This window comes from Glaciihabitans sp. GrIS 2.15 (genome assembly GCF_035984695.1).
Classification (GTDB): domain Bacteria; phylum Actinomycetota; class Actinomycetes; order Actinomycetales; family Microbacteriaceae; genus Lacisediminihabitans.
This window is the reverse complement of record NZ_JAXCHU010000004.1, coordinates 316,498-334,196: the sequence shown is the minus strand read 5'-3', so window position 1 is coordinate 334,196 and position 17,699 is coordinate 316,498. Positions and strand designations below refer to the sequence as shown.

Here is a 17,699-nt window from a genome sequence, read left to right as displayed (position 1 = left end):
TCTTTATGACTGCCCCTCCTCTTCCGCTCCCGCGCGCAGGTGGGAAATTTGTCGCGACGTTTCGGATACGGCTTGCACCGTGGCGAGCCCGTGGTTAAGGGCCAGGACGGCAGTCATTGCGCAGGTGTCGTCACCGTTCTTATCGTCTGCGAGGCCAGTGCCGGTCGTACGCAGCACAATGACGTCACCCACGGCAAGCAGGTCGAAGTTCCAGAGGTGGGGCAGTATCACCAATTCGCCGACGCCATCGCAGGCAACGATGTCGCCAATGAGGTTAAGCTGCACATTGGGTTGCGCACGGGCGCTTGGCAACAGAGCTGGGTCGGCTCGACATGAAGGCCCAGCAGTTATGGCTTGCGTAATAGGCCCGGGACGCTCGCAACCGGTTCGTCGAGTGATTGAAGCGGCAGGAGTGAGTGAATGTTGAGCCCTGAGCAAGTCTGACGGTCGAGTGAAAGTCATTTGTTTGTCCGTCTGAAGCAATCGATGATGAAATTCACCCCGACGGAGGCACGGTTATCGTTGTCGGCCGTTCCCGCGGTCGGCAGCAGACTGACCCTCGAGGCAGGGATTCGAGCGCCCATCAGTACGCTCCCACCGGATGGGTAAGAACTCTGAACGTGCGCCACAGGATGATGAGGTCTCCTGTGAGTGACCAGTTCTCCACATAGTAGAGGTCGAGCCTCACGCTCTCCTCCCAGCTGAGGTCGGATCGTCCGTTGACCTGCCACATGCCGGTGAGTCCGGGCTTGATGTACAGGCGACGGTGCACGTGGCGCTCGTAGCCCTGCACCTCGCTCTCGAGCGGGGGGCGCGGTCCGACGAGGCTCATGTGGCCAACGAAGACATTCCAGAACTGGGGGAGCTCGTCGAGCGAGAACTTGCGCAGCACCTGTCCGACTCGGGTAACGCGCGGGTCGTTCTTCATCTTGAACAGCAGCCCGGATCCCTCGTTATTCTCTTTGAGGGCGGCGAGGTCCGTCTCGGCGGTCTGAACCATCGAGCGGAACTTGAGCATACGGAAGGTCTGGCCGTTGCGGCCGACCCGGTCTTGCCGGAACAGTACCGGGCCGGAACTGTCGCGGCGGATGGCGACCGCGACGATCGCGAAGACCGGCGTGAGCACCAGCAGGGCGACGCCGGACAGCGCGACGTCGACGACTCGCTTCAAGAGGTGCTTGCCGCCCTCGAACTGCGGGAGCTCGACGTGCATGAGCGGAAGTCCTTCGACTGGACGGAAGTGGATGCGGGGGCCTGCGACGTTAGTGAGGCTCGCGGCAACGACCAGTTCTGCGCCGGTTCCCTCGAGCTCCCAGCCGAGGTCACGGATGAAGTTGCTCGACCCTCCCGGCTTACCAGCGACAATCACTGCATCGGCGCCGATTGCGCGCACCGCGTCCGCGACATCCTCGAGGCGGGAGATCACGGGGACGACGCTCTTGGCGAAGGTCGCGGTCAGGTGCTGTCCTTCGGGGATCGAGACACCAACAATGCGGTAGGCCGCTCCGGACTTCTTGTCGACCTGGCTCACCACATAATTCACGTCATCCGTGTCACCGACGACGATCGCGCGAGATAGGTAGTGACCGGCGAGGCGCTTGTGGTTGAGCCAGCGGCGCCACAGCCAGCGATCGAGCAGCAACGCTCCGAGGCCAACCGGCAGGGCGACGATGAAGAAGCCGCGTGCGATCTGCACCTGGAAGACGAGGAAAAGTATGCCGAGGATGCCGAAGGTGAGCACGCTCGCATTCACGACACTTTTATACTCCGCGAAGCCCATGCCGAGTACGCGCACGTTGCGAGTGCGGTAATTGGCGAGCATGACCAGCCAGAGGATTCCGACGAGGGTCGCAACGGTAACGTACTGTACCGAGACGCCGACGACATCCACCTCCGCAGCGCTTAGCCCGAATCGACCGAGCAGGCACGCGGCGGTCGCCAGCACGACGATGGCCGTGTCGGTGGCCAAGAGGTTGCGGCGAAAGTGCCGCCCCCAGGAGTTGGCGTTGTGCGGCGCCTCCGCGGTGACCGCACGGCTGTTCGCCGGCACGGAATGCGTGTCGACGGGGCTCGTGTGACGGATTCGGCCGCGGGGCGAGACGGAGTGCGTGCCGAGCGCGGGCATGCCACTTCGGACATCACTGGTCATGAGCCACCCGCCGGGTGCTCACAGGTAAGGGTAAAATTAGCCGCTCGGCGGGGTCGCCAAGCGCACAATGTCGGGTACATCGGGCCTATCCTGCAGTGTCGGATTACAGGTACTACATCGGGTAAAGGGTAAGACCTCGCGATTTAGTCGGCCTGGGTGGACCGAAAATGAATGCGACGAGTATTGAAAGCCTAGCGGGTATTCGGGGAATAGTCATGCCGAGGTTTTCGGGGGGCCATCGGAGACAGAGCTAGGCGGGACTTCCATTGCAATCGCAGCTTCCACGAGTTCCTCTTCGCGATTCCGAGAGACGCCACTGAGACGCAGGGTCGCCAAAAATCCCAGAACGAGGAATCCTGCAGCCGAGAACGCTGCGAAACGAGTGGCATCGCTGAAAGCGATGCGGGCATCCGCCGCGATCGCCGCATCCTGCTTCTCGAGGCCAGGGATTGCGGCCCCGGCACTATCGACCACGGCGTTGACCACCTGCGTGCGCACGGCATCCGGCAGGTTACTGAGCCGGGCGTCGAGGGCGGTGCCCGCCGAGGTGAACAGGATCGTTCCGAGAATAGCGATACCCAGTGCCGACCCGATCTGGCGGGCCGTGCTCGAGGTGCCTGAGCCCTGGCCGCTCGCTGCGACCGGAACGTCCTTGAGCACCACACCGGTGAGCTGGGCTGTGGCGAGGCCGACGCCGAACCCGTAGACGAAGAGGAACGGCACGATCACGAGCCAGGTGGCGCTCGCCGAGATGACGAAACCCAGGCCAGTGACGCCGATGATCTCTGCGACGAGCCCGACCCGCACGATCGTGACGGGCGAGACCCGGTTGCCGAAGGCACCAGCGAACCCGCTGGCGACGAAGGAGCCGATAGCGAGGGCGAGCAGCACGAATCCGGTTTGCAGTGCGTCGTAGCCCAGCACGTTTTGGAGCCACAGCGGCAGGGAGAGGATGATGCCGAACTCACCGAGCGACACGATCAGGGCGGCGATGTTGCCGTTGCGGAATGAGGCGATACGAAAGAGGCTGAATGCCAGCAGGGTGGTCTTGCCGTTGCGCTGGCGATAGACGCCCCACATCACGAATGCCGCCCCGGCCACGATCGTGACGGTGAACGTGAGAGGGATGATAGACAGGTCGAAGGGCCAGGTCCAGTCGCCGAGCTTCAGTGGTTTGTTCACCAGCCACCAGCCATACGTCCGCCCCTCGATGAGTCCGAAAACGAGCGACGCACTGGTCACAATCGAGAGGACGGCGCCCACGACGTCGATGCGGCGCGCATCCGTGGCATCCCGCGATTCGATCACGAAGAGCAGAGTGCCGACGGTGATCAGGATGCCAAGGGGGATGTTGATACCGAATGCCCAGCGCCAGGAGAAGTAGGTGGTGAGCCAGCCGCCGAGCAGTGGGCCGACGGCTACCATCCCGCCTATTGTGGAGCCCCAGACCGCGAATGCGATGCCGCGGTCCCGGCCACGAAAGGTCGCGTTGATGATCGATAGCGTGGTCGGCAGCACCATCGCGCCACCGATGCCCTGGATGACGCGAGCACCGATGAGCAGCTCGCCGGTCTGCGCGAACGCGGCCAGGATGGAGGCGAGCGCGAAGATCGTGACGCCGATGATGAGCATCTTGCGTCGTCCGAAACGGTCAGCAAGCGTGCCGAACACCAGGAGCAACGCGGCGAAGACAAGCGTGTAACTCTCCTGCACCCACTGCACCTGGGTGGAGTTGATGGCGAGATCCTTGATGATCGACGGAATCGACACATTCACGATCGTCGAGTCGACGATGATCAGCGCGACCGCGATACTGATGAAGACGAGCCCCGCCCACCGCCGGCGGGAGGATCCCGCGGCGACTTCGCTCATGCGACAACCGCCCTCGGGGATCGGTTGCGAATGCGCAGAGTGATCGTGACCGCGATCACTGCGGCGACCGCGACCATGGCGGCGATCGCAGCGGGCGCCGAAAGCAGATCGCCTGTGAGCCGCGCGACGGCGACCCAGGCGAGCCCCCAGGAGAGAGAGACGGCCGGTGCGAGTCGACCGTTTCCGCGAATGGCGACAAGCACCCCGACGAGGCCGGCAACCGACACAATCAGCACAGCCCAGGCATCCGCTCCCAGTCCGAAGCCACGGAAGCCGGCAGCCACGAGTAAAGCGGTTATATTGGCGGCCGTCGCCACACAGACCCAGCCGAGATAGAGCCCGACGGTGCCGTCAGCGACGATCGTTTCGACGACATTCTTCGGGCGGGTGTCGAGCGTAATGCGGAAGGCCCAGATCAGCACCACGAGAAGGGCGGCGATGACCGGCACGCTCGCGGCGAGGAAGCCGAACTGGATGCTGAGGATCCAGGTTGCGTTCAGAATCAGGGATGCCGCGATCGGGTAGCCGAGTCGCCGTTGACGTTCGTCGGTCCGCTGCTTCGGTAGTGACTGCCAGACCGCGTAGGCCAGGAGACCGACATAGATGGGAGTCCAAATTGCGAAGGCGGGCCCGCCGGGGGCGATGGGGGTGGCATCCGCCGCGAGAGCGCCGCCGGCCGCATTCTGGATCGGCGTTCCGCCCGCAGCCCCGGATCCGATGAAGGCACCGACCACAGCGATGATGGCGCTGACCAGCACGACGGCCTGTCGCAGGGTGTCACGGGTCTCATCCACGGGGTACTCCCTAATTCATCAGCTAGCTTAGTAATTCACGATAGCCCGATCGGGGAATTATGGAAGCGGTGACGCGATGACGGAGCCGGTCGGAATGCACGGCTGGCCAACGGGTCGGCTGCTGTCAACCGCGGCGCGCCTGGTCGAGCACTCCTGGGTCGAGGCGCTGGAACAGCTCGGGCTCTCCCACGCCGGTCTGATCGTGCTGCACGTACTCGGCGCGGGTGCCCTCAGCCAGACCGAGTTGGCGAAAGTGGCGAGGGTTGAGGCGCAGACGATGTCACGCACCCTCGAAGGGCTCGAACGCCAGGGCTATATCGCTCGTCAGAAGCATCCCCACGACGGCCGTCGCCACGTGGTCACACGCACGCCGACCGGGGAGGCGGCATGGGATTCGGCCCGCACACTCGAGGCCGACCTGTTTCCCAGCATCGCCGACAACGTCAGGTTGCGAGCTGAACTCCTCGCGATCATCCACGCCACCGCGGTTGGCCGCTGGGACATTGATTAGTGCGCAGTGCGGCATCCTCCTGAGCGTACTGAGCGCCGCTGCCCGCACCTCCGCTGAGCGTGCTTTCGCGTCCCGCCAATCCCGCCCGCCCGCGCACAACTGGTGGGGTGGGAGTGGCCCATCCGTCACATCCGTCACACTGGATCCTGCATTTCGCACAGAACTCGTGGGGGGATTGGGCGCGGCGATGATGTTGCCATAAGCGCGCACGGTCCTGGCGCACGGTCGCCCGCGCGCGGTCCCGGTTCGAAATTCAGGAGCCGGCGTTACTGGTGCGGTGGAAGTGGCTCATCCGTCCCACCGGCCACACTGGATCCTGCATTTCGCACAGAAACGAGCGCCGGAACGTGAACGGGCGCGCACCGAGGACGATGCGCAGCAAGCCAGAAGCCGCCGCCCCTACTCCGAAGCGCGCTGCGAGGCCGCCGCGTCAGCTTCCTGCTCGGTGACCTTCTTCTGCACCTCGACCATGTCGAGGCTCTTCACCGCAGTGATGATCTGGTCGAGTGCGGGGGCGGGCAGTGCGCCGGGCTGCGAGAACACCAGGATGCCGTCGCGGAACGCCATCAGCGTCGGGATCGAAGTGATACCCGCGGCGCTGGCGAGGGCCCGCTCGGCCTCAGTATCGACCTTGCCAAAGATGATGTCGGGGTTCTTCTCGCTCGCGGCCTCGTAGATTGGCGCGAACATTTTGCACGGACCGCACCACTCGGCCCAGAAGTCGACAAGGGTGATTCCGGAGGAGGAGACAGTGTCTTCGAAGGCATCCGTGGTCAGTGTGATGGTAGGCATAATATCCAGAACCGCGTAGTAGGTGTTCGCATTCCCTGGGCACTGCTTACTGTGGATGTCTACAACGGATACCTTTCAGCAGCCGAGCCTTTCGTGCGGGCTGCACCACCTCTTTTGCGGACTTCGCACCCGCTCGTAACGTCGAGAAAGACCTCCTACGGAAAAGACGATTCACCATGACCAACCTCGTTGACCGAGTCACCGTGCCAACCCTGCTCACCGTCGCATCAACCCCCACGACGCCAGGCAGCATCGATACCGCCTTGCTGGGGGAGTACCTCCTTGGCACCTGGGCGGATGCGCGTCGCGAGTCCCGCACGCTCATGAAAGACGCCGCGTTCCATCGCGATGACAGCCTCAACCTCGACGACCAGCGCGAGCGCGTGCTCGGTCAGCTGAGGCTCCTCGCCGACGCCGGTTCGGTGCTCAAAGCCTTCCCGACCGCCCTCGGCGGTGAAGACAACCACGGGGCCAACATCGCCGCCTTCGAGGAGATTGTCACCGCCGATCCATCTCTCCAGATCAAGTCTGGCGTGCAGTGGGGCCTCTTCGGCGCAGCGGTGCTGCACCTCGGCACTCAGCGCCACCACGAGAGGTTCCTGCCCGGCATCATGAGCCTCGAGGTACCTGGCGCCTTCGCGATGACCGAGACCGGTCACGGATCGGATGTCGCAGCCATCGGCACCACCGCGACCTACGACGAGGCCACCGAGGAGTTCGTGATCGATACCCCGTTCCGCGCCGCCTGGAAGGACTACCTCGGTAACGCCGCCCTGCACGGCGCCGCCGCCGTCGTCTTCGCGCAGCTGGTGACGAAGGGCGTCACCCACGGAGTGCACGCCTTCTACGTGCCGATCCGTGACGCCCACGGTTTCCTGCCCAACATCGGCGGCGAGGATGACGGGCTCAAAGGTGGCCTCAATGGCATCGACAATGGTCGGCTGCACTTTGACGGCGTGCGGGTGCCGAGAGAGAACCTGCTCAACCGATACGGTGACGTCGCCGCAGATGGCACCTACAGTTCGGCTATCGCAAGTCCCGGACGTCGTTTCTTCACCATGATCGGCACGCTCGTGCAGGGTCGCGTCTCGCTCGATGGGGCATCCGTCGTCGCCTCTAAGCTCGCCCTCTTCATCGCCATCACCTACGGATCGCAACGCCGCCAGTTCACCGCCGCCGACCCCACGAAAGAAGAGGTGATCCTCGACTACCAGCGTCACCAACGTCGGCTGCTACCGAAGCTGGCCACGACCTACGCGATGTCCTTTGCGCACGAGAAGCTGCTCACCGCTTTCGATGGTGTCTTCTCCGGCGCGCGGGCAACCGATGCCGACCGCGAAGATCTCGAGACCCTCGCGGCGGCCCTCAAGCCGCTCAGCACCTGGACCGCCCTCGAGATCATCCAGGAGGCGAGGGAAGCGTGCGGGGGCGCCGGATTCCTTGCCGAGAACCGTCTCACTCAACTGCGCGCCGACCTCGATATCTACGTGACCTTCGAGGGAGACAACAACGTGCTTCTTCAGCTCGTCGCCAAGCGCCTGCTGAGTGACTACTCCCGTAAATTCAGGAATGCGGATGCGGGCGCTCTGGCCGGCTACGTCGCCGGGCAGGTGGGCGACGCGGCCGTCAATCGCTCCGGCCTTCGCAAATTCGTGCAGACGGTGGCTGACTTCGGCTCGACGGCCCGGTCGGTCGGGTTCGTGCGGGACGCGGCATCCCAGCGCCAACTGCTTACGGATCGAGTGCAGACGATGGTCGCTTCTCTCGCGGGGCGCCTGCGCGCTGCGCAGAAGGCCTCCCCGACCGAAGCGGCCGCGCTCTTCAACGCCAACCAGAACGAGCTCATCGAAGCGGCTTTTGCTCACGCAGAACTGCTGCAGTGGGAGGCCTTCACCGAGGCACTAGAGGGCGTCACCGATGCCAAGACGGTCGAGGTGCTTACCTGGCTCCGCGACCTGTTCGGATTCACTCTGATCGAAAAGAACCTCGCCTGGTACCTCATCAACGGCCGCCTCTCTGCCCAGCGTGCCGCGGCGATTACCGACTACATCGACGATCGCCTGCTTCCGCGGCTGCGTCCGCACGCGCTCGATCTCGTGAATGCCTTCGGCTTTGAGCCGGAGCATGTGCGCGCCGCGATCGCGTCGGGAGCTGAGCGTGCGCGGCAGGACGAGGCGGCGGAGTACTTCCGCGTTCGCCGCGCGGCTGGTATCGAGCCGGTGCCAGAGAAGTCGCTGACAAAGAAGTCGCTCACCGGGAAGCGGTAGTCGCGCCCCGGAGGTGAACGGCCTTCATCGGAAATTTCGTCGTTGCAGAGTAAGAGTCCTGAGGAAGGTTCTCGATCTCTCACGTTGACGGTACACAGTGACGGTGCAATGCTGCTTGGGTGAGATCACGAGCGCGGGTACACGTTGGCTGGCTCATCGCAGCGGTGATCGCCGCACCGCTGAGTGCGGCGCCCATTTTCGGGTTCCGGACCGGTTCGTGCCAAGATTCAGCGGATGCTGCCGTGAGCAGCTGTACGCAGGGGCCTGACCCGACGGCGCTGCTGCTCGGCCTGGCGGGGGCGGTTTTCGTCACCGTTGCGCTGATCCGGGCATTCCGGCGCGAGACGTGACGATGCGCGAGACGTGACTTTGCGCGAGACGTAACTATTCGCGCGAGACGAGACGAGACGATGCGCAGAGCGTTACCCGCGGGTGCCCCTGATCATGCACGCAGTCTCGCGAGTAGCCCGCTCAGGCCTGAACAGATCAACCACAGCGAGTAGTCCGACGGCGAAGAGATGCCGGGTCAGGCCTTCGGCGTCGGCTCGTCATCTGTCACCGCATTGAGCTCCATGATCTCGAGGGACTCTGCCACGGGAACGGCGGCGGCGACTGCGGCATCCACGAAGTCCTGGGTGCCCTCGATGCGCGGGTCGAGCCAGTCGTTCCAGAACGCGCGGGGGAGCGGAACTGGATTGCGATCGTGAATGTGGTCGAGGGTGTGCACGGAGTCCGCGGTGAGGATCGTGGTCGTGAGCGTCCACACTCGCGGGTCGTCGTCGGGCAGGGAGTGATCCTTCCACCACGAATAAATACCAGCGAAGGCCAACATTTCGCCCTCGGGAGCTCGCAGGTAGAACGGCGTCTTCTTCTTCGTGGCCGGGTCGGTCTGCCATTCGTAGTAGCCGGCGGCGGGGATCAGGGCGCGCTTCGATCGGATGGATGCCCTGTAGGAGGCCTTCTCGGTGATTCCTTCGCTGCGCGCGTTGAAGGTGGGCACCTTCATCTTCAACGTCTTCGACCAGGCGGGCGTGAGCGACCAGCGGGCGAGCTCAAGTCGGCGCGTGGGCTCGTGGCCGTCTTTCATCGACTCGAGCACGACGGCCACGGGATCGGTCGGGCGAATGTTCCATCCCGGCCGCCAGTCGCGGAAGTCGCCGCCGACCGCGACGAATTCTTCGATCAGGTCGTCGGTGCTTTTGTCCATCGCAAAGCGTCCGCACATGCGCCCATTCTGGCGCGTACGGGCGACACTGGCCACCCAGCATCCGTCACTGGCCGAGCGCGAGCCGGAGCCCGAGGGTGATCATCACGATAGCGATCATCGCGTCGAGCACCAGCCTGGCCACGGGACGGGCGAACACCGGGCGCAACACACGCGCCCCGAATCCGAGCCCTCCGGACCAGAGGACGCTGGCGGTGACGGCGCCACCGACCCACCACCAGCGCTCGGATGTCCCCTGCTGCGAGCCGACCGAACCCAGGAAGAGCACGGTGTCGAGAGAGACGTCGGGGTCGAGCCAGGTGAGGGCGAGAACCGTGGTCACCGCGACCCTCAGGTCGGTGCTTCCTGAAGGCGCCTGGGATCCCAGTGCGCCGGGGCGGATGGCCAGGCGCGCGGCGAGAACCCCGTAGACAATGAGGAACCCGGCCCCAAGCACGCGGCTGACGACGAGCGCGACTGGCGCAGCGGTGATGAGCGCTCCGAGACCAAGCACTCCGGCGAGGATGAGAGCGGTATCGGAGAGCGCGCAGATCGCGGCCACCGGGGCGATGATCCGGGTGCGTCCCTTCCATGCCGAGCCGAAGCACGAACGCATTCGAAGCGGCCGCATCGCAACTGCACGTGACGCCCTCGGCCGTGTCCCAGCGGGTGAAGGCGATGGAGCAGGCATCCGGTCGATGTGCTGCTGTACTGGCAGCGGTGGAACCTGGCATCGCCGCTGCTCGAGGCAGCGTCGACGGCGGTGCGCGACGAAGCGGCGACGTCGCTGCGGCCACACGAGGAGGGCCGCCCGCAGCAGAAGCAACCGGACGGCCGACGGTGAATTCTGAGCTGCCCTATGCCGCCTCGAGAAATGTCAGGATCTCACGCACGAGTCGTGGATTGCCGTGCGTGCCCAGGTGGCCGCCTCCCGCGTGCACGCTCAATTGCGCGTTCGGCATGCGCTCTGACGTGTGCTCGAACAGGGCCGACGAATAGAACCTGTCGAACTCGCCGCCAGCGATCAGCGTGCGTACCTCGATGGACTCGAGGCGCTCGTCGAGATCGAAGTCATCCTCGGCGTCGAGGATGACGAGCAGGTCGAGGTCGCGACGTCCGATGATGGCGCGGGGAGCGATCAGGCCGGCGATCGACCGGAGGATATTTTCGAACGAGGTGGCGCCGGTGTTGCCGAAGAAGACCGCAGCGGCCCGTCGATCGCGTCCCGCCCGCAGCAGCGCTGCGACCGTGCGCTGAGTTTTGCGTCCCCGATCGCTGAGCCGGTGGGCGGATGACACGAGCACGAGCCTCCTCACCAGTTCGGGAAAGTCGGCAGCGAGTTGCAGGGCGATCGTTCCTCCGGAGGAGATGCCAAGGATGTCGACCGGTTCGTCGAACAGGGACGTGAGAGTCCTCGCATATTCCGCGGCCAGATCGGCGATCGTTGCGCCCGGGTCGAGGTCATACGGTCGATCGATGCTGAATACCTTACGATCGGCGATGAAGTCGGCGATCGCCTTTCGGTCCATCCACACCTTGAGTCGCGAAGGGGCGCCCGTTCGGCCCGAGAGCCCGGGCACGACGACGAGTGGCACTCCGCTTCCTGCGAAGAAGTGGGGAAGGGCACTTTCGGTCATGCATCGAGTTAAGCAGGCGAGTGTTACCGAAGAGTGAGCGTTGTGTACGGATCAGGTAAGAAGATCCGATCGCGCAGTCCCTAACTATCCGCGGCAGAATCATGCAGATAGCGAACGTGCCGCCGACGGGTGTCAATCCCCTGACCCAGGAATTCAGTCGTTCGCGGTCGCTTGCCAAGAAATGCCACGCCGGAGAGCAATCGACACAGTGTCGGCACACAGCCGATTGTCTCCATCGGGTTGTCGGGTGGCTCCCTGTGGGGGCGATCGGCCGCACGGCACTCGGCTAACTAAAAACCGTGACCGATCCGGTAAATGCCGTGGAATCAGAATTCGACACGGACTTCGCAATTCTCACGGCGAGTCAGCCGAGGAGGCGACTCCGGCCGTCGCGTCGATCGCGCGCTCTGCTCCTCGGCTCATCGAGCTGGGGCGCGGGACCAGGTACGCATCGTGGCGCCCGAGGAAAGAATGGTGCGGTCCTATTCGTCCGCGGGAGCTACCGATCCAATGGCGGGTAGTCCCCGGAACATTGGGGTGGACTGTTCCTTGGTGAACTCGCCATGCGGCCCAGATCGAGTTCTCACTAGCTGCGAGTTCGCCAGCTCCCGGCGGTGCGATGTGATCAACACTTGTTCACGCCCGGCGAGGGGATTCGAGGAAACAAAAAAGTCCGACCTCCCGTAGAAGCCGGAAGATCGGACAGTGGCTCCGACGGGCGTCGATCCCGTGACCTTTCGATTTTCAGTCGAACGCTCTACCAACTGAGCTACAGAGCCGTGCATCCCGCCCGGTAAAGAGTGCGGTGAGATACAGAATAAGGCACGGCCGTCTGGCGAGAGATGACCGTGCCTTGCGACCCTGACCGGACTTGAACCGGCGACCTCCGCCGTGACAGGGCGGCGCGCTAACCAACTGCGCTACAGGGCCTAGCTATGTTTCGTGACCCCAACGGGATTCGAACCCGTGTTAACGCCGTGAAAGGGCGCCGTCCTAGGCCACTAAACGATGGGGCCGTGAAGAAAGATCCTTCATAGCTACCGAGGCCCAAGCATAGGGGTGCCCGGCCCCTTTTCCAAACCACGCTCAGATGTGCACACCGCGGCCGAGGCATCCGCCCGCCACTCCGCCGCCACTCCGCGAGGATGCGGGCCTTCGCCACCACTCGGCGGTAGGTTCAATGTGTTGTCGAGACTTCGGGGAAAAATGACACGCATTAGCGGGCACGGAAGCACGGACCATTCCGCGCGAATGCTGCGTGGCAGACGGGTAATCGCCACGATCACCCTGCTCGCGGTACTCACGGCGGGATCGATCCTCGGCCAGTCCGGCTCGCCTGCCTTCGCGGCGGACTATCCAAGCTGGGACGACGTACAGGCCGCACGCCAGAGCCAGGCCGCAACCCAGGCCGAGGTCACCCGCGTGCAGGGACTGCTGGCCGGATTGCAGGCCGCCGTCGATTCGACCCAGGCCGTCGCCGTGCTGAAGGGCGACGAGTACCAAGCGGCGCAGCAGAAGTACGACGAGGCCGCTTTCAAGGCCGCCGAGCTGCAGAAGCAGGCGGATGCCGCCCAGGTGAAAGCCGCGAAGTCGAAGCAGCAGGCCGGCCAGCTTGCCGCGCGGCTCTCCCGCTCCGCCGGAAACGACCTCTCCACTCGCCTGTTCTTCAGCGGAGGAGATTCCAAGGCGTACCTCGCCCAGCTCGGCCTCGAAAGCATGGTCAAGGACCAGTCCGCCGGCATCTACGAGAAAGCAATCCAGGACCAGAACACCGCGCAGTCGCTTACCGACCAGGCGGATGTCGCCAAGGCGGCCCTGAAGATCCTCGCGGATGCCGCGCAGAAGGCGCTCGCTGAGGCCACGACCGCAGCGCAGGCGGCCGCGGCCGCGTACACCGAGCAGAGCGATAATTCGGCTCGCCTCCAGGCGCAGCTCGCCACTCTCACGACGAATGTCGATCACCTCGAGACCGAGTACGTGGACGGGATCAAGGCGCTTTGGGGCGAACTCGCGGGGCTCGGCGCGGGGAAGATTTCGACGACCGGCTGGGTGCGTCCGGCTGGGGGTCACATCTCGAGCCCCTTCGGATTCCGCATCAACCCCTTCACCCATTCCTACGCGTTCCATGCCGGTACCGACCTTGCAGCGAACTGCAACTCACCGATCTTCGCCGCCCACGGCGGTACCGTCGTCTATGCCGGCCCGAATGGCGGATACGGCAACTTCGTACTAATCGATCACGGCGACGGCGTCTCCACCGGATACGGGCACATCGTCAACGGAGGGATCCACGTGAGCGTCGGCCAGCCGGTGGGCCCGGGCCAGCCGATCGCGGCCGTCGGAAGCACCGGGCACTCCACAGGCTGCCACCTGCACTACGAGGTGCGACAAGGCGGCAACGCCATCGATGCCGTGCCGTTCATGCGGAGTAACGGCATCGAGCTGGCTAACTGACACTGTTTTCAGCGGGGTCGCCCCGGGCGTTGCGGGTGCCGCGGCGGCGTTGGCGCGTCGCATCCGCCGGTCTCGCTGACCGTACGGCAGATTGTCGGCCATGCGGGCGTACAAACGGCTGCACGGCTGACGTGAGGACGCACGGATCCTCATCGGCGCCGCAGGCTGGCGGGCGCGGGCGCGCCTGCTGTGGACAAGTCTCCGGTGCGAGCGCCGCAAAACCTCTGCGCCCATCGGTGACACTCGCGCCCAAACGTTCGCCGGCGAGTGTCACTCACGGCCGCACACCTGCATAGACTCGCACCCCGCAGCCGCCGCCGCACCGCCGCACCCTGGCAAACACTGGTCATCCGGCAGCCGGGTTGTTAGTGTGACTGGTGTTTACAGTGTTACTGGAGTGACTCGGGGTCGTCGACGTCACGGAATCGAGGACTGATGGCGCTCGTCAACGGCGGCACCGCGCGACACAGTCAACCCGGGTCGAATGGTCGCGTCCGGCGTCGCGTGGGTGGTCGGATCCGACACTGGGTTTCTGCGTTTGCCGTGCTCTCCATGTTGGCTAGCGGGTCGATCGTCGGCTCGACCTCTGCCGCCTTCGCGACCAGCTATCCGAGCTATGCCGATGTGCAGAATGCGCGGCGAAGCGAATCCGCCAAGAAGGCTGAGATCGACACACTCAACCAGCTTTTGGCGACATTACAATCCGCGGTCGATTCGACCACGGCAGATGCAGTGGTGAAGGGCGCAGCGGCCCAGGCTGCCCAGCAAAAATACGACGAAGCCGCAGCGAAGGCGGTCAAGCTGAGACTGCAGGCGGATGACGCTCAGGCCAGGTCGGACCGCTCCAAGCAGGAGGCGGGCCAGCTCGCCGCCCGGCTCATACGTTCGGGAGGCAGCGACCTCAGCAGCACCCTGTTTTTCAACAGCAGTGAGGCGAAGAGCCTGCTCTCAGAGCTCGGTCTCGCCAGCATGATGAAGGACCAGTCCGCAGGCATCTACGAGAAGGCCATCCAGAACCAGAACGTGGCTCGTGCGCTTACCGACCAAGCAGATGTCGCGAAGGAAGCACTCAAGGCGCTGGCGGGCGAGGCCGAGAAGGCCGCCAAGGCCGCGGCCGCCGCCGCCCTGGCCGCCTCCGCGGCCCTCACCGAGCAGCAGGCTCACCAGGTGCAGCTCACGGCGCAGCTCGCGATTCTCGTGACCAATACCAACCAGACGGAGGCCGACTTTGCGATCGGAGTCGAGGTCGCGCGCCAGGCCGCGGCAGCTGCGCTCGCCGCGCAGCTTGCGGCCGCTCCGCGCGCAGGTCAGATCTCTTCGGAAGGATGGGCGCGACCGGCGGGCGGACATATCTCCAGCCCCTACGGCTATCGAATCGATCCTTACAACGGTGCGTATGCGCTTCATGCCGGCACCGACCTCGCGGCCGGCTGTGGCACTCCGATCTATGCTGCACACAGCGGCACCGTCGTGCTCGCCGGCCCCTACGGCGGCTATGGCAATTACATTCGCATCCAAAATGATGGCGACGGCAGCTACGAGACCGCCTACGGGCACATCGTCAATGGTGGCATCCTCGTGGGCATCGGGCAGACTGTGCAGGTCGGCCAGAACATCGCCAGGGTGGGAAGCACCGGCATGTCGACCGGCTGCCATTTGCATTTCGAGATCCATCACAACGGCGGCACCCAGGATCCGGTGCCGTTCATGCGTTCGATGGGCGTCGAACTGGCCAATTGAACCGCTCACTGGGGAGGCGGGTACCCGTCACCTGTTCGTGGGACTGGCGCGTTTTCTGACCGCTTGCTACTGTGACAGATGTTAACAGTGTTACTCATGTGACTTCACCTGTGACCGCGGGGGATCTGCGGCACGACTCGGGGAATGATGAAATCCATTTTGCTCGGCCGCCGAGCCGCCCAGGCCCCTGTTCGCGATGCGACAGGAATGCCCGACTCACGATCAACTATCGGCACCCTCGCGACTCGCGTAACCGCGATCATCACGGCGCTCGCGATAGTCGTATCGGTCACCGTTCTCGGCCAGGCCACACAGTCCGCCTTTGCGGTCGACTACCCGACCTGGGGGGATGTCCAGGCCGCCCGCAACAACGTCAAGGCCAAAGAAGTGCAGATCACCCAGCTTGATGCGCTGCTGGCTGGGCTGCAGTCCGAGGTCAGTGCCACGCAGGCGATGGCCGAACAGAAGGGCGCCGAGTGGCAGGCCGCCCAGCAAAAGTTCGACGAATCGTCGTTCAAGGCAGGCGAACTCCAGAAACAGGCGGATCTCGCCAAGGCGAAGGCGGCGAAGTCCAAGCAGCAGGCTGGCCAGCTCGCCGCACGCCTCGCCCGTGCCGGCGGAAGTGACCTCTCCGCTCGGCTGTTCTTCAACGGTGGCGGGTCGAAGAGCCTGCTTTCTCAGCTCGGGCTCGCCAGCATGGTGAAAGACCAGTCAGCCGGACTCTATGAGAAGGCCACCCAGGACCAAAAATCGGCCCAGGCGCTCACCGACCAGGCCGTTGTGGCAAAGGACGCACTTAAGGTGCTCTCGGATGCCGCCCAAAAAGCGTTGGAAGAGGCTGCTGCGGCGTCAGAAAAGGCGGCCGCAGCGCTCAAGGAGCAAGACGGGAACAAGGAACGACTTGAGGCCCAGCGGGCGGTGTTGGTGGACAACAGTGCCATTACCGAAGCGGACTTCAACACCGGCGTGCAGGTGCGAGCGAAAGCGGCTGCGGAAGCGGAAGCAGCCGCTCAGGCGAAAGCAGCCGCTCAGGCGCAAGCAGCTGCCGACTATGCGGCGGCGCATCCGTCCCCCCGCCCGGCCGGCAACGGCGGCACAAGCGCGAGTCCGAGTGGTTGGGTGCGGCCTACGGGTGGGCACATCTCGAGCCCCTACGGATGGCGCGTAAATCCCTATACCGGCGACCACGCGCTTCACGCGGGAACGGACCTCGCTCCCGGCTGTAACGCGCCCATTGTCGCCGCTCATTCGGGAGTAGTCATCTTTGCGGGCTACAACGGTGGGTATGGCAATTTCATCCTGCTCGACAATGGTGACGGCATCTCGACCGGCTACGGTCACATCGTCAATGGCGGCATCCTCGTCAGTGCGGGCGAGCAGGTGAGCGCTGGCCAACAGATTGCTCGCGTCGGAAGCACCGGCCACTCGACCGGCTGTCACCTGCACTTCGAGGTGCGGCCGGGAGGTACGGCGATCGATGCCGCTCCCTTTATGGCGGCGCGCGGCGCGCCCCTGGGCTAATTACTGCCGGCTCCGGCGAGCGGATGCTGGAGCGCCACGCGTCTGCCACAGCACCCGCGCCAGCCGGTGAGGGTTGGTGGTCTAGTGCGAGCCCTCGTCGGCGAGCTTCGCGATGCCCGCCTGCACGATGGCCTCGGCTTCGGCCGCATTGCCCCAGCCCTCGGTCTTAACCCATTTGCCGGGCTCGAGGTCCTTGTAGTGCTCAAAGAAGTGCTCGATCTCCTTGCGGGTGTACTCCGGGATGTCGTCGACGTCCTGGATCCACGACCAGCGCGGGTCCTTCGCCTGAACGGCGATCACCTTGGCGTCTGAGCCACCGTCATCCGTCATGTTGAAGACACCGACAGGGCGCACCTTCACGCCAACACCGGGAAAGAGCGGGTAGTCCAGCAGCACGAGCACGTCCACCGGATCGCCGTCGAGGCCGAGGGTGTTCTCGAAGAAGCCGTAGTCGGTCGGATAGACGAAGCCGGTGAAGAGCACCCGGTCGAGAAAGACGCGGCCGGTGACGTGATCCACCTCGTACTTGTTCTTGCTGCCCTTGGGGATCTCGATGATCGCGTCGTAGCTGGCCATAAGGGGCGCTCCTAAAGTTTGGTGGATGACGCAATAACGTTATCGGATGACCACCCGCCCCCGACTGACCCCCGCGATCGCCGATGTGCGCTCGGCGGTGCGCGCGTGCCTCCTCTCCGGCGACGCCAAGCCGCTGACGCCCGGCTCTGTTCCTCCTGTCCCGTCCGCTGCTCCTCTTCCGT

At 64.5% G+C, this 17,699-nt stretch carries 14 protein-coding genes, 3 tRNA genes and 1 pseudogene; 6 read left to right on the top strand and 12 right to left on the bottom strand.

Going from position 1 to position 17,699, the window contains the following annotated elements:
- Positions 1 to 3: 3 nt before the first annotated feature.
- The 4 genes from RCH11_RS08260 to RCH11_RS08245 all read right to left on the bottom strand — a co-directional run bounded on the left by RCH11_RS08260 (position 4) and on the right by RCH11_RS08245 (position 4,815).
- Entirely contained in the window at positions 4 to 312 is a 309-nt protein-coding gene (locus tag RCH11_RS08260) for a hypothetical protein (RefSeq protein ID WP_327056508.1), read from the bottom strand.
- Positions 313 to 583: 271 nt separating this feature from the next.
- Positions 584 to 2,149, bottom strand: coding sequence for a sugar transferase (locus RCH11_RS08255; RefSeq protein ID WP_327056507.1), 1,566 nt, complete (start codon positions 2,147 to 2,149; stop codon positions 584 to 586).
- A gap of 213 nt (positions 2,150 to 2,362) precedes the next feature.
- Positions 2,363 to 4,021 (bottom strand): DHA2 family efflux MFS transporter permease subunit, encoded by a 1,659-nt coding sequence (locus RCH11_RS08250; RefSeq protein WP_327056506.1) that lies wholly within the window; start codon positions 4,019 to 4,021, stop codon positions 2,363 to 2,365.
- Positions 4,018 to 4,815: a TspO/MBR family protein gene (locus RCH11_RS08245; protein WP_327056505.1), complete on the bottom strand. Its 798-nt coding sequence runs from the start codon at positions 4,813 to 4,815 to the stop codon at positions 4,018 to 4,020. The genes RCH11_RS08250 and RCH11_RS08245 overlap by 4 nt, the downstream gene beginning before the upstream one ends.
- A 76-nt stretch (positions 4,816 to 4,891) precedes the next feature.
- On the opposite strand from RCH11_RS08245, the gene RCH11_RS08240 reads away from it, so the two are divergent.
- Complete coding sequence (locus tag RCH11_RS08240) at positions 4,892 to 5,326, top strand: MarR family winged helix-turn-helix transcriptional regulator (RefSeq protein WP_327056504.1); 435 nt, start codon at positions 4,892 to 4,894, stop codon at positions 5,324 to 5,326.
- Positions 5,327 to 5,725: 399 nt separating this feature from the next.
- Here the strand turns inward: RCH11_RS08240 and trxA are convergent, their stop codons facing one another.
- Entirely contained in the window at positions 5,726 to 6,118 is a 393-nt protein-coding gene (gene trxA, locus RCH11_RS08235) for a thioredoxin (RefSeq protein WP_327056503.1), read from the bottom strand.
- 176 nt (positions 6,119 to 6,294) lie between these two features.
- Here trxA and RCH11_RS08230 point away from each other — a divergent pair, with 176 nt between their 5' ends.
- Positions 6,295 to 8,385, top strand: coding sequence for an acyl-CoA dehydrogenase family protein (locus RCH11_RS08230; protein ID WP_327056502.1), 2,091 nt, complete (start codon positions 6,295 to 6,297; stop codon positions 8,383 to 8,385).
- A gap of 526 nt (positions 8,386 to 8,911) precedes the next feature.
- On the opposite strand, the gene RCH11_RS08225 is transcribed toward RCH11_RS08230, so the two are convergent.
- A complete protein-coding gene (locus RCH11_RS08225) occupies positions 8,912 to 9,610 on the bottom strand; it encodes an SOS response-associated peptidase (protein WP_327056501.1) in 699 nt (232 codons plus the stop codon).
- A gap of 46 nt (positions 9,611 to 9,656) precedes the next feature.
- Positions 9,657 to 10,151 carry a LysE/ArgO family amino acid transporter gene (locus tag RCH11_RS08220; RefSeq protein WP_327056500.1) on the bottom strand — a complete coding sequence of 165 codons (495 nt, stop codon included), beginning with the start codon at positions 10,149 to 10,151 and terminating at the stop codon, positions 9,657 to 9,659.
- A gap of 29 nt (positions 10,152 to 10,180) precedes the next feature.
- Between RCH11_RS08220 and RCH11_RS18175 the strand changes: the two are divergent.
- A pseudogene (locus tag RCH11_RS18175) lies at positions 10,181 to 10,246 on the top strand (hypothetical protein); the annotation flags it as partial.
- Between the two features lie 200 nt (positions 10,247 to 10,446).
- On the opposite strand, the gene RCH11_RS08210 reads toward RCH11_RS18175, so the two are convergent.
- From RCH11_RS08210 to RCH11_RS08195, 4 genes are all read right to left on the bottom strand, one after another.
- The gene (locus RCH11_RS08210) at positions 10,447 to 11,226 is read right to left on the bottom strand and encodes an alpha/beta fold hydrolase (protein ID WP_327056499.1); all 780 of its coding nucleotides are present in this window, start codon (positions 11,224 to 11,226) and stop codon (positions 10,447 to 10,449) included.
- A 706-nt stretch (positions 11,227 to 11,932) separates the two neighbouring features.
- Positions 11,933 to 12,005, bottom strand: a tRNA-Phe gene (locus RCH11_RS08205).
- 77 nt (positions 12,006 to 12,082) lie between these two features.
- A tRNA-Asp gene (locus RCH11_RS08200) sits at positions 12,083 to 12,156 on the bottom strand.
- A gap of 13 nt (positions 12,157 to 12,169) precedes the next feature.
- Positions 12,170 to 12,242: transfer RNA gene (locus RCH11_RS08195), tRNA-Glu, on the bottom strand.
- Between the two features lie 190 nt (positions 12,243 to 12,432).
- Between RCH11_RS08195 and RCH11_RS08190 the strand changes: the two genes are divergently transcribed.
- The 3 genes from RCH11_RS08190 to RCH11_RS08180 all read left to right on the top strand — a co-directional run bounded on the left by RCH11_RS08190 (position 12,433) and on the right by RCH11_RS08180 (position 16,941).
- Positions 12,433 to 13,680 (top strand): peptidoglycan DD-metalloendopeptidase family protein, encoded by a 1,248-nt coding sequence (locus RCH11_RS08190; RefSeq protein ID WP_327056498.1) that lies wholly within the window; start codon positions 12,433 to 12,435, stop codon positions 13,678 to 13,680.
- Between the two features lie 552 nt (positions 13,681 to 14,232).
- Positions 14,233 to 15,420 carry a M23 family metallopeptidase gene (locus tag RCH11_RS08185; RefSeq protein WP_327056497.1) on the top strand — a complete coding sequence of 396 codons (1,188 nt, stop codon included), beginning with the start codon at positions 14,233 to 14,235 and terminating at the stop codon, positions 15,418 to 15,420.
- Between the two features lie 207 nt (positions 15,421 to 15,627).
- Entirely contained in the window at positions 15,628 to 16,941 is a 1,314-nt protein-coding gene (locus tag RCH11_RS08180; protein WP_327056496.1) for a M23 family metallopeptidase, read from the top strand.
- A gap of 81 nt (positions 16,942 to 17,022) precedes the next feature.
- Here RCH11_RS08180 and RCH11_RS08175 read toward each other — a convergent pair whose 3' ends face one another.
- Complete coding sequence (locus RCH11_RS08175) at positions 17,023 to 17,517, bottom strand: inorganic diphosphatase (RefSeq protein WP_327056495.1); 495 nt, start codon at positions 17,515 to 17,517, stop codon at positions 17,023 to 17,025.
- Positions 17,518 to 17,699: the final 182 nt, after the last annotated feature.

What these genes read in the sequence shown, in the direction of transcription:
- RCH11_RS08240 (WP_327056504.1), top strand. Translation starts at nt 4,892, where the DNA reads ATGACGGAGCCGGTCGGAATGCACGGCTGGCCAACGGGTCGGCTGCTG.
- RCH11_RS08255 (WP_327056507.1), bottom strand. Translation starts at nt 2,149, where the DNA reads ATGACCAGTGATGTCCGAAGTGGCATGCCCGCGCTCGGCACGCACTCC.
- RCH11_RS08225 (WP_327056501.1), bottom strand. Translation starts at nt 9,610, where the DNA reads ATGTGCGGACGCTTTGCGATGGACAAAAGCACCGACGACCTGATCGAA.
- trxA (WP_327056503.1), bottom strand. Translation starts at nt 6,118, where the DNA reads ATGCCTACCATCACACTGACCACGGATGCCTTCGAAGACACTGTCTCC.
- RCH11_RS08250 (WP_327056506.1), bottom strand. Translation starts at nt 4,021, where the DNA reads ATGAGCGAAGTCGCCGCGGGATCCTCCCGCCGGCGGTGGGCGGGGCTC.
- RCH11_RS08185 (WP_327056497.1), top strand. Translation starts at nt 14,233, where the DNA reads ATGTTGGCTAGCGGGTCGATCGTCGGCTCGACCTCTGCCGCCTTCGCG.
- RCH11_RS08210 (WP_327056499.1), bottom strand. Translation starts at nt 11,226, where the DNA reads ATGACCGAAAGTGCCCTTCCCCACTTCTTCGCAGGAAGCGGAGTGCCA.
- RCH11_RS08190 (WP_327056498.1), top strand. Translation starts at nt 12,433, where the DNA reads ATGACACGCATTAGCGGGCACGGAAGCACGGACCATTCCGCGCGAATG.
- RCH11_RS08230 (WP_327056502.1), top strand. Translation starts at nt 6,295, where the DNA reads ATGACCAACCTCGTTGACCGAGTCACCGTGCCAACCCTGCTCACCGTC.
- RCH11_RS08180 (WP_327056496.1), top strand. Translation starts at nt 15,628, where the DNA reads ATGCCCGACTCACGATCAACTATCGGCACCCTCGCGACTCGCGTAACC.
- RCH11_RS08175 (WP_327056495.1), bottom strand. Translation starts at nt 17,517, where the DNA reads ATGGCCAGCTACGACGCGATCATCGAGATCCCCAAGGGCAGCAAGAAC.